Origin of the sequence: Dyella thiooxydans (assembly GCF_001641285.1) — a bacterium.
GTDB lineage: Bacteria > Pseudomonadota > Gammaproteobacteria > Xanthomonadales > Rhodanobacteraceae > Dyella_A > Dyella_A thiooxydans.
Window position 1 is genome coordinate 1,696,087 of the sequence record NZ_CP014841.1, and the last position, 18,081, is coordinate 1,714,167.

An 18,081-nucleotide genomic window follows, 5' to 3' on the forward strand; every position below is an offset into this window, starting at 1 on the left:
CGGCCGGGCTCTGTGACGAAAGGCGGCTTTTCCTCGCCGCCGCGGTTACTGCAGACTGTCGGCTCCGTTCCCCGACCCACCCGACGCACGCCATGCCCTCCGGTTTCCTGATCCGCCCCATCACTCCCGAAGACAATCCGGCGGTGGCCGCGATCATCCGCACCGTCATGCCCGAGTTCGGCGCCGACGGCCCCGGCTTCGCGATCCACGATCCCGAAGTGGACACGATGTACCAGGCCTACGCGCAACCGCGCAGCAGCTACTTCGTGGTGGAGCGCGACGGCCGGGTGATCGGCGGCGCCGGCATCGCGCCACTCGAAGGTGGCGAGGCGGACGTCTGCGAGCTGCGCAAGATGTACTTCCTGCCCGAGGCCCGCGGCATCGGCGCCGGCACGGCGATGATGCAGCGTTGCCTGGACGCGGCCCGCGGGCACGGCTTCGCCCGCTGCTACCTGGAAACGCTCACCGGCATGGACGAGGCGCAGGCGCTGTATCTGCGCAGCGGCTTCAAGGCCTTGTGCGCGCCGCTCGGCGGCACCGGCCATTTCAGCTGCGACCGCTTCTTCCTGCGGGAACTCTAGACGGAGGCACGCCATGGACACCGATCCCCGTGTTGACGACTACATCGCCGACGCCGCCCCGTTCGCGCGGCCGGTGCTCGAACACCTTCGATCGGTGGTGCATGCCGCCTGCCCCGAGGCAACCGAGACGCTGAAGTGGCGCATGCCGTTCTTCGAGTACCGCGGGCGACCGCTGTGCATGATGGCGGCGTTCAAGCAGCACTGCAGCTTCGGCTTCTGGCAAGCGCGGGCGGAAGCCGGCGCGGACGGCAGCGACGGCATGGGCCAGTACGGCAAGCTCACCGCGGTCGGCGACCTGCCGCCGAAGCGCGCGCTGGCCGCTGCGGTGAAAGCGGCCGCGCAGCGGATCGACGACGGTGCAGCCGCGCCGCCGGCGAAGACGCCCAAAGCCAAGGCGCCGCCTGCGATACCGGACGACCTGGCCACCGCGCTTGCGCTGAAGAAGCACGCCGCGGCGAAGAAGCACTTCGATGCGTTCAGCCCCAGCGCAAAGCGCGAGTACACCGACTGGATCACCGGCGCGAAAACCGACGCCACCCGCAGCAAGCGCCTTGCCACCACGCTGGAGTGGCTGGCCGAAGGCAAGCACCGCAACTGGAAATACATGAAGTGAGCGACGAATCCCTGCCGCCCCGCCTCGAATTCCGCGTCGACGATCCGAGCCTGCCCGAGCTGCGCCCGCTGATCGAACCGACCGACGGCTACCTTGCCGAACTGCACCCCACCGGCAACATCGAGCCGGTGTCGCTGGCCGCACTGCAACGTCCCGGGGTGAGTCTGCTCACCGCGCGGGTGGACGGCGAGCCGGTGGCCTGCGGCGCCTGCATCGACGGCGGCGACTACATGGAGGTCAAGCGCATGTACGTGCTGCCGGCCTGTCGCGGGCTGGGTCTGGGCAAGCAGCTGCTGGAGGCGATCGAACACCACATCCGCCGCCTCGGTGGCCGGCTGGTCCGACTGGAAGCGGGCACCGCGCAGGCCGAGGCGCTGGAGCTCTACGAGCGCGCCGGCTACCGCCGCTGCCCGCCGTTCGGCGAACACCACGCCAACCCGCGCAGCGTCTGCATGGAAAAGGCACTGGCATGATCCGCATCGCCACCGGCGCCGATGCCGACGCCTTCCACGCCATCTACGCCCCGCACGTGCTCGAGGGCGTGGCCACGTTCGAGACCGTGCCGCCAGGCGTCACGGCCATGCGCGAGCGCGTGCTGGGGCGGCTGGAGCAGTATCCCTGGCTGGTCTGGGAGGAGGCGGGAGAGGTGCTCGCCTACGCCTACGCCAGCCGCTTCCGCGAGCGCGCCGCCTACGACTGGATTGCCGAGACCTCGATCTATGTGCGCAGCGATGCGCAGCGCCGCGGCATCGCCCGGAAGCTCTACGGCACCCTGCTCGACGCGCTGCGCCTGCAGGGCATCTTCCAGGCGGTGGGCGTGATCACCCTACCCGGCACGACCAGCGTCGCCGCGCACGAGGCGATGGGATTCACGCCCGCCGGCGTGTGGCGGCAGGCCGGCTACAAGCTGGGGCAATGGTGGGACGTGGGCGTGTGGCAGAAGACACTCGCCGAGCCGGCCAATCCGCCGGTGCCGGTGCTGCGGTTCCGCGAGCTGCGCGAACTGCCGGCCTGGCGGACCCTGCTGGCCCGCACGGGTTGACGCGGCCAGCGGCCATCAAGGCCGCATGCCACGCCTCAACGGCGCCCATGGCTGGTGCCCCGGCCGCTCGGCTAAAATCGCGGTTTTCCAACGCTTCGGGACATCTCCATGCAGCTCGATCAGGTCAAGGCCGTCATCACCGGCGGCGCCTCCGGACTCGGCCACGCCGTCGCCCAGCACCTCGTCGCGCACGGCGCGCAGGTCGCACTGTTCGACGTCAACGAGGACAAGGGCCAGCAGGCCGCACAGGCGCTGGGCAACGGCGCGCGCTTCTACCGCACCGACGTCACCAGCGAGGACGGCGTGGCCGCCAACGTGGCCGCCGCCCGCGAGGCGATGGATGGCCTGAACATGGTGATGAACTGCGCCGGCATCCTCGGCGCCGGCCGCGTGCTGGGCAAGGAAGGCCCGATGGCGCTGTCGCAGTTCCAGACCACGGTGATGGTCAACCTGGTCGGCAGCTTCAACGTGGCCAAGGCCGCCGCGGCGCTGATGCAGGGCAACGAGGCGGGCGAGGACGGCGAGCGCGGCGTGATCATCAACACCGCCAGCGTGGCCGCCTACGAGGGCCAGATCGGCCAGGCCGCGTACTCGGCCTCCAAGGGTGGCGTGGTCGGCATGACCCTGCCGATGGCGCGCGAGCTGGCCCGCTTCGGCATCCGCGTGGCGACCATCGCCCCGGGCATCTTCTGGACCCCGATGGTCGACGGCATGCCGCCGGCGGTGCAGGAGTCGCTGTCCGCCTCGATCCCGTTCCCCTCGCGTCTGGGCAAGCCGGAGGAATTCGCCGCCACGGTCGCCTTCATCCTCACCAACCGCTACATCAATGGCGAGACCATCCGCCTGGATGGCGCGGTGCGGCTGCAGCCGAAATGAGCGAGGAGTGAGTGGAGAGGAGTGAGGAGTGAGAGAAAGCTCGCTCCTCCCCACCCCGCGCAGCTCCCAGCCCTTCTCTCACTTCTCACTACTCAACACTCACTCCTGACCTATGAAAGCTTCCGACGTCAAGAAAGGCAACGTGGTCGAGCACGACGGCACCGTCTACCAGGTGCGCGACATCGAGCGCAGCTCGCCCACCGCGCGTGGCGGCAACGTCACCTTCCGTTTCACCATGTATTCGATTCCCGGCGGTCGCAAGTTCGACCTCAGCCTGCGTGCCGACGACGACCTGAAGGAGATGGACCTGGTGCGCCGCGCCGCCACCTTCTCCTACATGGACGGCGAGGCCTTCGTGTTCATGGACACTGAGGACTACACCCAGTACCTGCTCAGCCCCGAGCTGGTCGGCGACAACGCCGGCTACATCGTCGAGGAGCTCGAGGGCTACTACGTGCAGCTGATCGACGACGCGCCGGTCGGCCTGCAGGTGCCCACCAGCGTGATGCTGACCGTGGTCGACACCGCCCCGGAACTGAAGGGCGCCAGCGCCACCAAGCGCACCAAGCCGGCCAAGCTCAACACCGGCATCGAGATCCAGGTGCCCGAGTACATCACCAACGACGAGAAGGTGTGGGTCAACACCACCACCGGCGAGTTCGGCGGCCGCGCCTGAGCGTCCGCTGACGCGGTCGCGGCGCAAATCGCCGCGACCGTGCCGCATGGACCGGGGCTGGTGCAGAATCAGGGCGACTCCGCCGACGGACCGGAAGCGGCATGACCGCCCGCAGCTACTCGCTTCGCGCCACACTCATCGACAGCCTGACCCGCACCCGGCGTCCGGACGTGCCGTTGCGGGTGGTGCTGCGCAATACCGCGGCAGTGATCCTGCCGCTGGCCGCCGGCATGGCCACCGGCCATACCGAGATCGGCCTCGGCGTCGGTGCCGGCGCGCTCAACACGATGTTTTCCGACCAGCCTGGGCCTTACCGGCAGCGCATGTGGCGCCTGCTGATGGCTGCGCTGGCGGCCGCGTTCGCCTCGCTGCTGGGCATGCTGGTCGGCGGCGAGTTCTGGCCGATGCTCGCCGCCATCGTCGGCACCGGCTTCTTCGGCGGGCTGCTGGTGGTGTTCGGGGTGGACATCGCCCGCGTCGGCATGACCAGCATCATCCTGCTGGTGGTCACCGCTTCGACGCCCGTTGCCCAGGCCTCGCAGGCACTGGGGGCTGCGGCCCTGATCTTCGCCGGCGGTCTGCTGCTCGGTCTGTTCTCGATCGCTGCCTGGCCGCTGCAGCGCTACCGGCCCGAACGCCAGGCGCTGGCCGGGGTCTACCGCGGGCTGGCGAAACTGGCGCGACAGCAGGCCCATGACGACGCCGACGTACCGGCACTCACCGAGGCGATGACCACGCTGCAGACCACCCTGCTCGGCCGCCATCACGCCCGGGGACGGGCGATGGAGGCGTTCGGGGTGCTGCTGGAGCTGGCCGAGCGGATCCGCCTGGAACTCACCGCGATAGCCGAGCTGCGTAGCCACCCGGCGATGCATGCGATCTTCCGCGAGGACGCGGCCCTGGTGCTGGCCGCCATTGCCGAGGCGCTGGAAACCGGCAATGCCCCGGAGCGCGCCGAGCAGTCGCTCAAGGGTTTGCGTGCCAGCGAACGCACCCTGCTCGACGACGAGCGCGCCAGCGACGGCCTTACCGTGCACATCCACGCCCTGGCCGGCCAGTTGGCCGCCGCGGTGCGCAACGCCCACTGGGCCGGCAGCCGCGGCGAGCTGCGCGCGGCTGCCGCAGAAACGCCGCTGCCGGCCGCGCTACGCGGGCACTCGCCGCTGGCCACCCTGCGTGCCAACCTCACCCCGCACTCGGTGGCCTTCCGCCATGCCGTGCGCAGCGCCGCCTGCCTGGGCGTGGCCTGGGCGGTCGCACGCCACATGCATCTGCCGCACGGCTACTGGGTGCCGATGACCGCGGCGATCGTGCTGCGCCCGGACTTCGCCGCCACCTTCAACTTCGGCCTGCTGCGGGTGGTCGGCACGGTGCTCGGCCTGCTGCTGACCACCGCGCTGCTGTGGCTGGCGCCGAACGAACCGTGGGCGCACCTGGCGCTGATGGCGGTGCTGTGCATGGGCTTCCGCTACCTGGCCACCGCCCACTACGGGGCGGCGGTGGCAGCGCTCACCGGCACGGTGGTGATCCTGCTGTCGTTCGAGGGCGTCAGCCCGGCCGATGCGGTGATCGACCGCGTGATCAACACCGCGCTGGGCAGCGCGATGGCCCTGCTCGCCTACGTGCTCTGGCCGACCTGGGAGCGCGCCCGCGCCCGTGCCGCCCTGGCCGAGATGCTGGGCGCCTACGCCAACTACCTGCGTGCGCTGGCCGCGACCGAGCAACATGACGCGCATCGCGAGGCACGCACGGCCGCGCGCATGGCACGCACCAACGCGCAGGCCTCGATCGAACGCATGCGCGGCGAGCCCGGTACGCCGGCGACGCTGCTGGAGCTGGCCGAATCGCTGTTCGCCAACGGCAACCGGCTGGCGCGCACCGCGATGTCGCTGGAAGCGCTGATCGACAACCGCGCCGCCCTGCCCGAGCAGATCGAGGTGTCGGGCTTCGTCGGCCAGACCGCCGATGCCCTGCACGCGATCGCGGTGGGCCTGCGCGAGCAGCGACCGGTGAAGGCGCTGCCGCCGCTGCGCGACCTGCAACGCAGCTTCGCCGCCCTGCTGGAACTGAGCGACGATGCCGCGACGGCCGAGCTGCTGGCGCGGCTGTCCGACCGCCTGGTCGACAACGTGAACACCCTGGCCCACGTGGTCGAACGCAGCCGCTACCCGCTGCCCGGGCCGACCCCGGACGAACACCGGCTGCCGCAGGACTGGGCCTCCTGACCGGATCGGGCGTGTTTTTGCGCACTACAGAGGGAGACGTCCGTCCCGACTGGCCGGACGACGCCATGGCCCACCCTCGACGAGTCCGCCCATGTCCGACGACCTGCTGACGTCCTACCTCTCGCCGCTGGGCGAGGACGCCCCCTGCGGCACCGACCTGGAATACGACGCCGACTTCATGGCGCTGGAACGCGCCGCCGCGCCGCGCGCCGAGCGCGCCATGGGCGATTCGGTGAAAGCCGCCGAAGAGCCCGAGTGGGACAAGGTGATCGCCTTGTCCAACGGCCTGTTCGAACGCACCCGCGACCTCCGCGTGGCCACCTACCTTTCCACCGCCTGGCTGCGCACCGAGGGCCTGGCCGGCCTCGCCCGCGGGCTGGGCCTGGTGCACGGCCTGCTCGAGAACTTCTGGGACGCGGTGCACCCGCAGCTCGATGCCGAGGACGACAACGATCCCACCGCGCGCGTCAACGCGGTGGTGCCGCTGGGCGATCCGCTGGCCGTGCTGGCCTACCTGCGCAACACCCCGTTCGTCGCCTCGCCGCGGATCGGCCGCTTCTCGCTGCGCGACCTGCGGGTGGCGCAGGGCACGCTGAAGGTCCCCGGCAACGAGAATGGCGAGGGCCTGCCGTCGATGACCGACATCGAGGCCTGCTGCCTGGACTGCGACGAAGGCCAGCTCACCGGCTCGCTGGAGGCGGCAGCGCAGATCCTCGACCTGGGCAAGGCGATCGACACCCTGTTCACCGACCGCATCGGCACGCTCGGACCGGACCTCAAGCCGCTGCTCACCGACGCCTACGAACTGAAGAAATTCCTCGACGCGCAGGTCGCCCTGCGCACGCCCGAAGCGGCGGCTCCCGGCGAGGAAGGCGTGGCCGGCGACGAAACGGGTGGAGCGCCGGCCGCGGGTGGCGTGGCGGTCGCGGCCGGTCGCATCCAGAGCCCGGAGGACGTGCGTCGCCGGCTGGACGAGTTGTGCGAGTACTACGCCCGGTACGAGCCGGCCAGCCCGCTGCCGATCCTGCTGCGCCGCGCCCAGCGACTGGTCGGACTGAGCTTTCCGGAGCTGCTGCAGGACCTGGCCCCCGGTGGCCTCAGCGAGCTGCGCACGATCTCCGGCACCGACGAGTTCTGAGCTGCGCGCCGCCCTTGCGGCGGAACGCTAGCGCACGCCCTTGCAGGTGTTCGCTCCGGCACGGACGAACACCGACTGCACGGAAGGATCCCAGCTCAACGTCAATCCGCCGGGCAACCCGGCGGTGATCGATGCCTGCGCGGACTGGGTGAAAGGCCCGGCCGGAGACGGCGCGCCGCCCGACGCGCTGACCGAGGCGCTGAGGCGATAGGCCGCCGGCTCCGCACACGCGGTGGTCGGCACGTTCTGCGCGGCGCTCGCGCCGCCGCCGGCCAGCTCCAGCGTGCCCTTGCCCAGCGCAACCACGCGGTTGGCGTCACCCGGCGCCGGGCAGATCGCCTCCAGGGCGTAGTCGACGCGGTAATGCGTTGCCGGCACCACCGCGATCACGGCCGTGGCCTCGGGCAGGGCCTGACAGCCGAGCAGGAATACCTTGCGCTGCGCGACCACGTGCAGGACCACGGGGCCGACCGGCACCTGGCCGACATCCGCCCACTTCAGTTCCAGTCGCGCCGGCGAGGCGCCGGTGAGGATCGGCTGGTTGGCCAGCGCGGTGCCGCCGGCGTCGGTGACACTGACCCGCGGAGACGGACACTGGCTGTCGAACAGGTCGCTGCCGGTCAGGGCGAACGCCAAGGGACCGCCGCCCGCGCGGATCGCGAACAGCGACCCCGGCACCGGCATCGACTGCACGTCCTCGACCGCCGGGATCGCCCTGGCACCGCCGTCGGCCGCGGCCAGCAGTTTCACGCTCTCGGCCAGCGCCGACTGCATCGCCGTGCGGTCCGCGCCCTGGCAGTCGGCCATGGTCTTCAGGTAGGCCTGCACCCGGGTCGCCGCTGCGTGCGCCCGCACGATGCGACCGCGCAGCGCATCGCCGACCAGGTCGGCCGGCTTGTCCGCATCCTTGCCCGCGTCCTGGCGCAGTTCGTCGGCCATGCCCTGCAGCTGCGATCGCAGGGAGGCCAGCGCCGGGTCCGCCGGCAACGCGGCGGTCGCGGTCGACAACTCGTCCAGCGACACCTGCGCGCTCAGCCTGGGGGCCAGTTGCGCGTGCAGCGGCGCCGGCGTGGCAGCGAGCATCCAGGCTGCCGCAAGCGGCACGCACCAGGCCGATCGGCTGAGGCTACTGGTCACCGCAATCCTCCGCTCCCGGGTCGCAGGCCTGCTGGTCGGCCGGCAGCAGGATGCCCGAGGGCACGATGCCGAACGACCGGTAGTTGGCCGAGATCACGCTGGGATCGATGTAGGCATCGCCCCGGCCGTTGCCGTTCTGCGCCTTGCCGAAGAACAGCGAGGTCGGCACGTTGAAGCTGAGCTCGCCGGTCAGCGGCAGGATGTTGCCCTGGCGGTCCACCGCGTAGAAGTACGCCGGGGCCTCGCCGACGTGCGCGACCAGCTGCGCACCGTCGCCGATCACGTAGATCGGCGACGAACCGGAGCCCATGTGGCCGGCCGAGGCGAACGTGCCGGTACCGTCGTAGAGCGGGGTCTTGCCCTGCTCCAGCAGGTCGCCCTGGGTCACCCCAAGGTACAGCTCGGCATGCCCGGCATCGACGGTGAACGCGCTGTTGTCCACCGAGGCCAGGGTCAGCGTCTTGCCGTTGGTCAGGCTGAAGCCGGCGGTGGACGAGAAGTTGCCCAGCGTGTCGATCTGGTTGCCGATGGCCTGCGACTGGGTGCCCAGCGTGGTGAGTCCGGCGGACTGGCCGCTGAGCGTGCCGGCGGTGATCACCCCGCCGCTGCCTTCGGTGATCGCACCGGCCGACTGCAGCCATACCGCGGTGGCGCCCAGCTGCCCGTCCACGGCGAGATCGCCGGAGGTCGTGGTGAGCGACGCGCTGGCGCCGCCGTTGACGGGCCCGCCGACGCTCAACGCCTTGCCATTGGTCAGGCTCAGGCCGTCGGCGGAGAAGCTGCCGAGCGTATCGATGCTGTTGCTGCCGCCGAGCGTGGTGGCGCCGCCGGACTGGCCCGCAAGCGTACCCGCCACGAGCCGGCCCGCGGAGCCTTCGGTGATCGCGCCGGCCGACACCAGGGTGGTGGTGGTTCCGCTGACCTGTCCGTTGATCGCCAGGTCGCCGGACGTGGTGGCCAGCCGCGTCGAACTGCCACCGTCGATCGCGCCGGCCACGTCGAGTGCGCCGGCGTTGGTGAAGCGGAGACCGGCCGCGCTGAAGCTGCCCAGCGACCCGACGTGATTGGCGCCATCCAGCGTGGTGCTGCCGCCTGAGGTGCCGGTCAGGCTGCTGGCGGTGATCGCACCGCCGGACTGGGTGATGGCGCCCGCCGCCTCCAGGGCGAGCGTGCTGGCGGACACGGTGCCGTCGATGGCCAGGGCGGAGGCGGAGGTCAGCCCGACCGCGCCACCCGTGACTGCGCCGGTCAGCCGCAGGTTGCCCGCCGTGGTCGACAGGTCCAGTGCACCGCTGCCGGTGCTTACCTGCCCCCCGACCACCAGCGCGCCGGCATTGCCGAAGGTGAGGCTGCCGGCACTGAAGTCGCCCAGGCTCGCGACGTGGTTGCTGCTGCCCAGCTGCGCCTGTCCTCCCGCACTGCCGGTCAGGGTCGTGGCAGTGATGCCCGACGAGCTGGTGAGGTTGCGCCCGGCGGTGAGCGTGACCGTACCGCCGGCCAGGCCGGTACCGAGGATCAGGTCCGAGCTGGCCCCGTTCGCCGTCAGGCTGAGGTTGCCGCTGCCACCATGGACATCGAGCGGACTGTTCACGGTCAGGGTGCGCGCGTCGCGGAAACTGAAGTCGCCGCCCGTGGTGAAGTTGCCCAGGGTCACCACCTGGTTGGCGCCCCCGAGCACGGTGCTGCCGCTCGATGTGCCGGAGAGGCTGCCTGCGGTGAGCACGCCCGCGCTGCCTTCGCTGATCCCGCCGGCGGCGGACGCCAGCGTGATGTCGCCGGTGCCGGCGTTCACCGCACCGTCGATCGCCAGCCCGCCCTGCCCGGCCAGCGCGATCGAGCTGCCACCGATGCTGCCGCTGGTGGTCAGGCTGCCGGAGGTGGTGGTGAGGCTGGTCGCGCTGCCGCCGTTCACCGTGCCGCCGACAGTCAGTGCCTGGGCGTTGCTGATGCTCAGCCCGTTGCTCGCGCTGAAATTGCCCAGCGTGCCGATCTTGTTGGCCTTCGCCAGTGTCGTGCCACCGCCGGCCTGCCCAGTCAGCGTGCCGGCCTGGATGACGCCCGCGCTCTGTGCGATGTCGCCACCGGACACCAGGTCGACCGAACTCCCGACCAGGTTGCCGGCCAGCGAGAGGTTGCCCGCCGAGTCCAGTGTGATGGCCCCGCCGTTGAGATCGTGCTGGACGGTCAGGCCGCCGCTGGTGGTGGTCAGCGCGATCGTTCCGGTGCCGCCGCCGACCACCAGGTTGCTGCCGATGGTCAGTGCCTGGGCGTTGGTGAGCGTGAAGTCCGCGGCGCTGAAGGTACCCAGCGTACCGACGTGGTTTGCCTTGCCCAGCGTGGTATCGCCGGCCGAGCTGCCCGTGAGCGTGCCGGCAGTCAGCACGCCGCCGGTCTGGCTGATCGCGCCATGGCTGCTGGTCAGCGTCACCGTGCCGGCACTGGTCAGGTTGCTGCCCAGGGTGATCCCGTCGCGACCGCTCAGCGTCACGTTCGCGCCGCTCAGCGCTCCGGGCATCACCAGCGCGCCGCCGTTCGCCGCCAGCGTCAGGTTCGCCGTGCCGGTGTCGATCCCCAGCGCGGGCAGCGTCAGCGAACCGTTTGCCGTGAGGTTCACCGTGCCGTTGGTGCCGCTGCTCAGCGAAGTGACCGTCAGGTTGCCCCCATCCACCAGCGACACGCCCTGCCCGGCGGCGGTCACCGCACCGGCGAAGTGGTTGCTGCCGTCGGTCAGCGTGATCCCGCCGGTGCCGGCCTGCAGGTTGCTGGTGCCTGTCACCTGCACCCCGCCGCTGCCCTCGCTGATCGTGCCGTTGTTGCTGGTGGCGACCAGGTTCCCGCCGATGCCGCCGTGACCCAGATTCAGCGTTCCCGCGCTGGTCGCCGTCAGCCCACCGATGGACAGCGTGCCCAGGGTCAGCGCGTTCTGGTCGGTGATCTGCGTCGTGCCGCCGGTGAGGTTCACCGTGCCGCCGAAGTCGTTGCCGTTGCCGCCCAGGGCGATCGTGTTGCTGCCCGCATTCACCGTGGTGGTGCCGGTGACCGTCAGCGACGCCCCCACACCCTGGCTGATCGCACCACCAGAGGTCAGCGACAACGTGGTTGCACCGATGTTGTTGGCCAGGGACAGCGTCGCGGCCGAACTCAGGCTCACTGTCGTCGCCGACAGGTCGGTGGCGAGACTGAGCCCGCCGGCCGTCGTGGTCAGGCTGAGGGTGCCCGGCACGCTCAGCGGACCATTCACGGCCAGCGCCTGCGCATTGGTCAACGCCAGGTTGGCTGCGGCGAAGCTGCCCAGCGTGGTCAGCCGGTTGCTGCCGCCGAGCGTGGTATTGCCGGTGCTGCTGCCACTGAGCTGGTTGGCGGTGATCACGCTGCCGCCGGACTGGGTCAGGTTGCCGGTGACCGTCAGCATCACGTCGTTGCCGCTGGCGTTGCCGACGTCGATCGCACCGGCCAGGTTCAGGCCGCTGGCGTTGGTGAAGGACAACCCGCCGCTGCCGGTATTGGTCACCGCGCCCAGGTTGGTGACCAGATTGTTGTCGGCGAGGCTGGCACCACCGGCCGAGCCGAGGTTCAGCGTGGTGGCCGTGACGATGCCGGCGGTCTGGTCGATCGTGCCGACGGCGCTCAAGGTCGTGGTGGTGCCGCTGACGTTGCCGCCCAGGCTCAGGTTGCCGGCGGTGTCGATCGTGGTGCTGCTGCCGCCACTCACTGCCCCGTTGACGGTCAGCGCCTGCGCATTGGTCAGGCTGAAGCCGGCCGCGCTGAAGCTGCCCAGCGCCGTGATCAGGTTGGCATCGCCCAGCGTGGTCGCGCCGGCCGAGCTGCCGGTGAGGGTACCGGCAGTGAGCACGCCGCTGGTCTGGCTGATCGCGCCGCCACTGCTGGTCAGGGTCACCGTGCCGGCACTGGTCAGGTTGCTGCCCAGGGTGATCCCGTCGCGACCGCTCAGGGTCACGTTCGCGCCGCTCAGCGCTCCGGGCATCACCAGCGCGCCGCCGTTCGCCGCCAGCGTCAGGTTCGCCGTGCCGGTGTCGATCCCCAGCGCGGGCAGCGTCAGCGAACCGTTTGCCGTGAGGTTCACCGTGCCGTTGGTGCCGCTGCTCAGCGAAGTGACCGTCAGGTTGCCCCCATCCACCAGCGACACGCCCTGACCCGCGACCGTCACTGCTCCGGTGAAATGGTTGCTGCCGTCGGTCAGCGTGATCCCGCCGGTGCCGGCCTGCAGGTTGCTGGTGCCTGTCACCTGCACCCCGCCGCTGCCCTCGGTGATCGTGCCGTTGTTGCTGGTGGCGACCAGGTTCCCGCCGATGCCGCCGTGACCCAGGTTCAGCGTTCCCGTGCTGGTCGCCGTCAGCCCACCGATGGACAGCGTGCCCAGCGTCAGCGCGTTCTGGTCGGTGATCTGCGTCGTGCCGCCGGTGAGGTTTACCGTGCCGCCGAAGTCGTTGCCGTTGCCGCCCAGGGCGATCGTGTTGCTGCCCGCATTCACCGTGGTGGTGCCGGTGACCGTCAGTGCACCACTCTGCAGCACCGCCCCGCTGGCGTTGATGGTCAGATCCGTACCGGTCGAGAGCGTGCCGAGCGTGGTGGTGGCGCCGGTACCGGTGTTGGTGATGCCCAGCGAACCAGCGGTGGTGCCGCTGACCGCGAGGTTGCTGTCCGCGGTGATCGAGGCGAGGCCGCTGACCGTGCCACCGACGCCGGTGCTGCCGGCGCCGGACAGGTTGACGTTCACCGGCGTCGTGTAGCCGGTGTAGTCGATGCTGCCGCCGGAGCCGGCGTCCAGGTTGCCGGAGATGTCGCCATCGGCCCCCGAGTGCATCAGGAACGAGCCGGTGCCGGTGTCGATCAGGTTGCCGATGCCACTGAACGCGCCGGACAGGTCGGTCACGCTGCCCTGGTTGTGCCCGGTGAGGCTCCAGCTCTGGCTGGCCGCCTGCAGCGTGCCGGTGCCGCTGTCGGCGATGTTCTCGAACGAGCTCCAGCTGACCGTGCCGTTGTTGCCGGCATTGGCACCGGTCAGCGTATAGGTCTGGTTGCTGCCGGCGATGGTGTCTCCCGCGCTGCTGCCGGTGACCGAGGTCACGCCGCTCCAGCTGCCGCCGATGCCCGTCGTCGTGCTGCTGGTGGCGGACAGGTCGAAGTTCACCGCGCTGCCGTAGCCGCTGTAATCCAGCGCCTGGACGGTGGCGTTGCCGCTCAGGCTGCCACCCGCGTCGAAAGCCACCGTACCGGCGGTGGTGTCGTCGATGTTCTCGAACGACGTCCAGCTCACCGTACCGTTGTTGCCGGCATTGGCACCGGTCAGCGTGTAGGTCTGGTTGCTGCCGGCGATGGTGTCTCCCGCGCTGCTGCCGGTGACCGAGGTCACACCGCTCCAGCTGCCACCGATGCCCGTCGTCGTGCCGCTGCCGGCGGACAGGTCGAAGTTCACCACGCTGCCGTAGCTGCCGTAGTCCAGCGTCTTGGCCGTGACGTTGCCGCTGACGCCGCCGCCGGTACCGAAGACCACGCTGCCGTTGGCGTCGTCGAGGTTGCCGATACCGCTGAAGCCTCCGGGCAGCAGGGTGGTCACCGTGCCCGAGTTGCCGCCGCTGAGGTTGAAGGTCGCCCCGGTTGCCTGCAGCGTACCGGTGCCGCTGTCGGCGATGTTCTCGAACGAGGTCCAGCTCACCGTACCGTTGTTGCCCGCGTTGGCGCCGGTCAGCGTATAGGTCTGGTTGCTGCCGGCGATGGTGTCTCCCGCGCTGCTGCCGATGACCGAGGTCACACCGTTCCAGTTGCCGCCGATGCCCGTCGTCGCGCCGACGCCGGCGGACAGGTCGAAGTTCACCGCGCTGCCGTAGCTGCCGTAGTCCAGCGTCTTGGCCGTGACGTTGCCGCTGACATTGCCGCCGGTACCGAAGACCACGGTGCCGGTGGTGTCCTGGATGTTGCCGAACCCGGTCCAGCCGATTCCGCCGCTGCCTCCCTTGTTGGCGACGGCGTTGTCCAGCGTATAGGTCTGCCCCGAACCGGTGATCGTCGCGCTGCCGCCGTTGCCGACTACCGAGGTGACACCGCCCCAGCTACCGCCGATGCCGGTGGTGTTGCCTGCGCCGTTGGACAGGTCGAAGCCCACCGCGCCGACATAGCTGCCGTAGTCCAGCGTCTGCGCCGTGATATTGCCGCTGACCCTGCCGCCGGTGCCGAAGGCCACCGTGCCGGTGCTGTCGTCGATGTTGCCGAAGCCAGTCCAGCCGATTCCGCCGCTGCTGCCCTTGTCGACGATCGCATTGTCCAGGGTATAGGTCTGGCCCGAACCGGTGATCGTACCCCCGCCGTTGCCTGCCACCGTGCCGAGATTGAAACCACTGTAATCGAGGCCTGAAGATGCGGAGACCTTGGTGCCGAGGTCGAAGTTGCCCGCCACACCGGTCACCACGCCACCGCTGCCGGCAACCGAGCCGAAGCCCGCGTAGACGATGCCGGTCGCTGACGAGGTCAGCGCGTCATCGGCAAAACTGCCGGTGACGTTGGAGATCGCTCCCGTTCCCGCCACATGAGTGGCAAGGGCGAAGGTCATGCCTTCGCTGCTCCGGTTGCCGTCATCGAAGCCCGCCGCTCCGCTGACATGCGTGGTATCGGCCGCGGTGAATCCGCTGAAGGTGATCCCACCAAGCGTGCCGGTGGTCATGCCCGTCAGATTGAACGAGGTGTTGCCCAGGCCGCTGATCGCGCCCGTGCCGGAGATGCTGCCACTGCCGGAAAGGCTTGGCGTGGTGAATACCGCATCGCTCAGGCCGGAAAGTGCACCGTTGGCGGTGATCGACGTAGTGGCGGTGGCATCCAGCTTGCCGCCAACCGTGCCGCTACCCAGTGCCAGCGCTCCGCCGCTGCTTACCGTCAGGTCCCCGGTGGTCAGCGTGCCCAGGATCAGATCCGTCTGGTCGGACAACTGTGTGGTGCCGCCGGTGAGGCTGACCGCACCGCTGAAGTCGTTGCCCGAATCGATCAATGAGATCGCGTTGGCACCTGCATCGAAGGACGAGGTACCGCCGACGACGAACGCTCCGCTTTGCCCGATTCCACTCGCCGTCGTCGTCAGCGAAAGGTTGCCGGTGACGTCGATGCTGCCGATGCTCAGCGAGCCACTCGTCGTACTCAGGCCACTGAGTGCCTGGGACCCTCCCACTGCACCATCCAGCATCAGCGCGCCGCCGGTCGTGACGGTCAGCTGCTGCGGGCCGTCCAGGGTCGAGAGGAAGTGAATGTCGCCACTGCCCGTACTGGACAAAGTCACGTTCGCGCCCAGGGTCACGGCGCCGTTGTAGGTCTGACTGCCGCCGGTGGTGACGTTGGCACCCAACGTGAGCGTGCCCGGGCCGGTCTGGCTGAAGCTGCCGCTACCGGAAACCGCCTGGCCCACGGTGACGTTGGTGCCGCTGTCGGTCTGCAACGTGCCGCCGCCAGCTCCCAGGGTAATGGCCCGGTTGAGGACGAGGGTCGCCGTACTCTCCAGCGTGCCGCCATCGAGGGTCAGGCCGGCGCCGGCGCCACCGAGATTCCCGTCGCTCGATACCGCCAGGGTGCCGCCGCTGATCGTCGTTCCGCCCGTGTACGTGTTCGTGCCCGAGAGCGTCTGCGCGCCGCCAGCCAGGGTGAGCCCGCCGGTGCCGCCGATGACACCGGAGAACGTGCCGGCGGCATTGGACAGTGTCAGCCCCTGCGTGCCTAGCGTCACGGTGCCATTGCCGGACAGGCTCTTGATCGAGGCACCGCTGCTCGTCCCCGAAATATCCAGCGTGCCGTTGGCGGTCACGCCGCTCGATGCGGCCACGCTGCCGCTGCCGCTCAGCGCGAGCGTGGCGGCATTGATCGACGTCGCACCGGTATAGGTGTTCACACCCGAGAGTGTCTGTGAGCCACCGGTCAGGGTGAGACCGCCGGTGCCGCTGACGACACCGGAGAACGTGCCTGCGGCATTGGACAACGTCAGCGTATGGCTGCCGAGGTTGACCGTGCCCGAGCCGGTGAGCCGGGGCATGCCGAGCCCCGCAGTCAAGCCGGAAATATTCAGCGAGCCGTTGTCGACCAGCCCGCCATTGAGCGTCATCGTACCGGTGCCGGCCAGCGACAGCGAACCGGAGCCGGAGATGATGTTTGCGCCGGTCCCTACGGCGGCGTCACCGCCGTTGGCCGTGGCCGGGTTCAGCACCAGGCCGGCGCTTCCGGTGGCCGACATGGACGCGTTGATGTTGACATTGTTTGCTGCGGTCAGCGTGAGCGTGTTCGCGCTCCAGCTGATGGCGTCGTTGACGTTGATGTTGCCGGTGCCGGGGCTGCCGCCATCGGAGGAGTGGATGGTGAGGTTGCTCGACTGCAGGAGTGTGCCCACGTCCGAGCCAGTGAGGCCATCCGAACCGGCGGCGTCGATCGTGAAGTCGAACGGATCGATCAGCCAGTTGCCGGTCTGTCCGAACGGCGCCGATGTATCCACCTGGGTGCCGTGGGCGATCCTCACGTGGTCGGCCGATGTCTCGATGAAGCCGCCGTCCCCGCCTTGTGCGCCTCCTCGCGCACTCATGCGTCCATCCACCTGGGTCGATTGCTGGCCGAGGACGACGATCGAGCCGCCACGACCCTGGATCGTCGCGTCGGCATTCAGCAAGGTGCCGGTACCGAGTGTGACGCTCTGTGCGACCGTGCCTCCTGCGGCACTACTGCCGAGGCGGATGCTGCCACCGCCGTTCACACCAGAAGCGTCGATGCTCCCCGTCACGCCCACGTTGGCATCGGACAACACCTGTGCGGTGCCACCGTGCACGCCGGACACGTTGATGCTGCCGCTGTTGATCGCGTTGCCGCCGGAGGCGACCAGCCGCACGGTGCCGCCGTCGGTGCGGATACCGCCGGCGCTGATCACGCCGGAGTTGTTCACCGCGTCGGTGAACAGGTCCTTCGCGGCCGAGGCCTGCAGCACCACGGTGCCACCGTCGGCCTCGAGGGTTCCGCTGTTGGACACCGCGGCGCGGTCGTCCAGGCGCTGCTTGAGCGCGCCGGTGACCTCGACCGTGATCAGTCCGTTGCCGTCGAAATCCAGCACCGCACGGTCGGCGCCATCGAGGTTGATGTTGCCGTAGTTGGCCAGGATCAGGCCATCGTTCGCCACGCTGCCGCCGACCAGGCTCACCGAGCCGCCGCTGGCCGCGGCGATGGTGCCGTGGTTGACCACGCCGGCGCTGCCGCCGTGTGCGTCGAGGTTGAAATGGTTGGCGAGGAAGTCGCTGGGCGTGAGGTCCAGCGTGCTGGCGACCAGGCCGCCGACGTTCACCTGGGCGCTGGTGCCGAAGATGATGCCGTGGGTGTTGATCAGGAACACCTGGCCGTTCGAATTGATGCGGCCGAAGATCTGGCTGGGGTTCTGGTCGAGGATGCGGTTCAGCGCCACCGCGGTGAACGACGGCTGCTTGAACAGCACCGTGGCGTCCTTGCCCACGTTGAAGGTCTGCCAGTCCAGCGCCAGCTTGTTCGACAGCTGGTTGATCACCGTGGTGCCGCCGCTCTGGGTGATCGAGCCGGTACCGCCCACCACGGTGCCGCCGGTGGGCGAGGTCAACGCGGTGACCGAGACCGTTCCGGCATTCGCGCCGGGCGCCACGCTGCCGGCGCGAACGCCTGGCGCCACCAGCACACCGGCGGCCAGTGCCATGGACAGGCAAGTCGGCAGCAGCTTGCGGCGGGGACGGGTCGCCACCGAGCCGTTGCGGCAGCGTGACGGACGATGCGGATACTCAGTGTGGTTATGCAT

General features: G+C 69.7%; 10 protein-coding genes. 8 read left to right on the forward strand and 2 right to left on the reverse strand.

Translation table 11 applies throughout. The annotated features are described in order from the left end of the window. Nucleotides 1–92 precede the first annotated feature (92 nt). The 8 genes from ATSB10_RS07670 (at nt 93) to tssA (ending at nt 7,151) form a co-directional block, all read left to right on the forward strand. A complete protein-coding gene (locus tag ATSB10_RS07670) occupies nt 93–581 on the forward strand; it encodes a GNAT family N-acetyltransferase (protein WP_063671813.1) in 489 nt (162 codons plus the stop codon). A gap of 13 nt (nt 582–594) precedes the next feature. Next, nucleotides 595–1,194: a YdeI/OmpD-associated family protein gene (locus ATSB10_RS07675; protein ID WP_063671815.1), complete on the forward strand. Its 600-nt coding sequence runs from the start codon at nt 595–597 to the stop codon at nt 1,192–1,194. Beyond that, nucleotides 1,191–1,667, forward strand: a complete 477-nt coding sequence (locus tag ATSB10_RS07680; RefSeq protein WP_083966140.1) for a GNAT family N-acetyltransferase — start codon at nt 1,191–1,193, stop codon at nt 1,665–1,667. The genes ATSB10_RS07675 and ATSB10_RS07680 overlap by 4 nt, the downstream gene beginning before the upstream one ends. After that, entirely contained in the window at nt 1,664–2,236 is a 573-nt protein-coding gene (locus ATSB10_RS07685; protein ID WP_063671817.1) for a GNAT family N-acetyltransferase, read from the forward strand. The genes ATSB10_RS07680 and ATSB10_RS07685 overlap by 4 nt, the downstream gene beginning before the upstream one ends. A gap of 108 nt (nt 2,237–2,344) precedes the next feature. After that, a complete protein-coding gene (locus ATSB10_RS07690; RefSeq protein WP_063671819.1) occupies nt 2,345–3,112 on the forward strand; it encodes an SDR family oxidoreductase in 768 nt (255 codons plus the stop codon). Between the two features lie 112 nt (nt 3,113–3,224). After that, nucleotides 3,225–3,788, forward strand: a complete 564-nt coding sequence (gene efpL, locus ATSB10_RS07695) for an elongation factor P-like protein EfpL (RefSeq protein WP_017462865.1) — start codon at nt 3,225–3,227, stop codon at nt 3,786–3,788. Nucleotides 3,789–3,889: 101 nt separating this feature from the next. Then, entirely contained in the window at nt 3,890–6,013 is a 2,124-nt protein-coding gene (locus tag ATSB10_RS07700) for an FUSC family protein (protein WP_063671821.1), read from the forward strand. A gap of 91 nt (nt 6,014–6,104) precedes the next feature. Continuing rightward, entirely contained in the window at nt 6,105–7,151 is a 1,047-nt protein-coding gene (gene tssA, locus ATSB10_RS07705; protein ID WP_063671823.1) for a type VI secretion system protein TssA, read from the forward strand. A gap of 27 nt (nt 7,152–7,178) precedes the next feature. Here tssA and ATSB10_RS07710 read toward each other — a convergent pair whose 3' ends face one another. Further along, complete coding sequence (locus tag ATSB10_RS07710; protein WP_157469160.1) at nt 7,179–8,288, reverse strand: hypothetical protein; 1,110 nt, start codon at nt 8,286–8,288, stop codon at nt 7,179–7,181. Then, complete coding sequence (locus tag ATSB10_RS07715) at nt 8,278–18,081, reverse strand: filamentous hemagglutinin N-terminal domain-containing protein (protein WP_063671827.1); 9,804 nt, start codon at nt 18,079–18,081, stop codon at nt 8,278–8,280. The genes ATSB10_RS07710 and ATSB10_RS07715 overlap by 11 nt, the downstream gene beginning before the upstream one ends.

Excerpts from the sequence above, each read along its gene's own strand:
- ATSB10_RS07670 (WP_063671813.1), top strand. The coding sequence starts at position 93 with ATGCCCTCCGGTTTCCTGATCCGCCCCATCACTCCCGAAGACAATCCG.
- ATSB10_RS07675 (WP_063671815.1), top strand. The coding sequence starts at position 595 with ATGGACACCGATCCCCGTGTTGACGACTACATCGCCGACGCCGCCCCG.
- ATSB10_RS07685 (WP_063671817.1), top strand. The coding sequence starts at position 1,664 with ATGATCCGCATCGCCACCGGCGCCGATGCCGACGCCTTCCACGCCATC.
- ATSB10_RS07690 (WP_063671819.1), top strand. The coding sequence starts at position 2,345 with ATGCAGCTCGATCAGGTCAAGGCCGTCATCACCGGCGGCGCCTCCGGA.
- efpL (WP_017462865.1), top strand. The coding sequence starts at position 3,225 with ATGAAAGCTTCCGACGTCAAGAAAGGCAACGTGGTCGAGCACGACGGC.
- ATSB10_RS07700 (WP_063671821.1), top strand. The coding sequence starts at position 3,890 with ATGACCGCCCGCAGCTACTCGCTTCGCGCCACACTCATCGACAGCCTG.
- tssA (WP_063671823.1), top strand. The coding sequence starts at position 6,105 with ATGTCCGACGACCTGCTGACGTCCTACCTCTCGCCGCTGGGCGAGGAC.
- ATSB10_RS07715 (WP_063671827.1), bottom strand. The coding sequence starts at position 18,081 with ATGCATAACCACACTGAGTATCCGCATCGTCCGTCACGCTGCCGCAAC.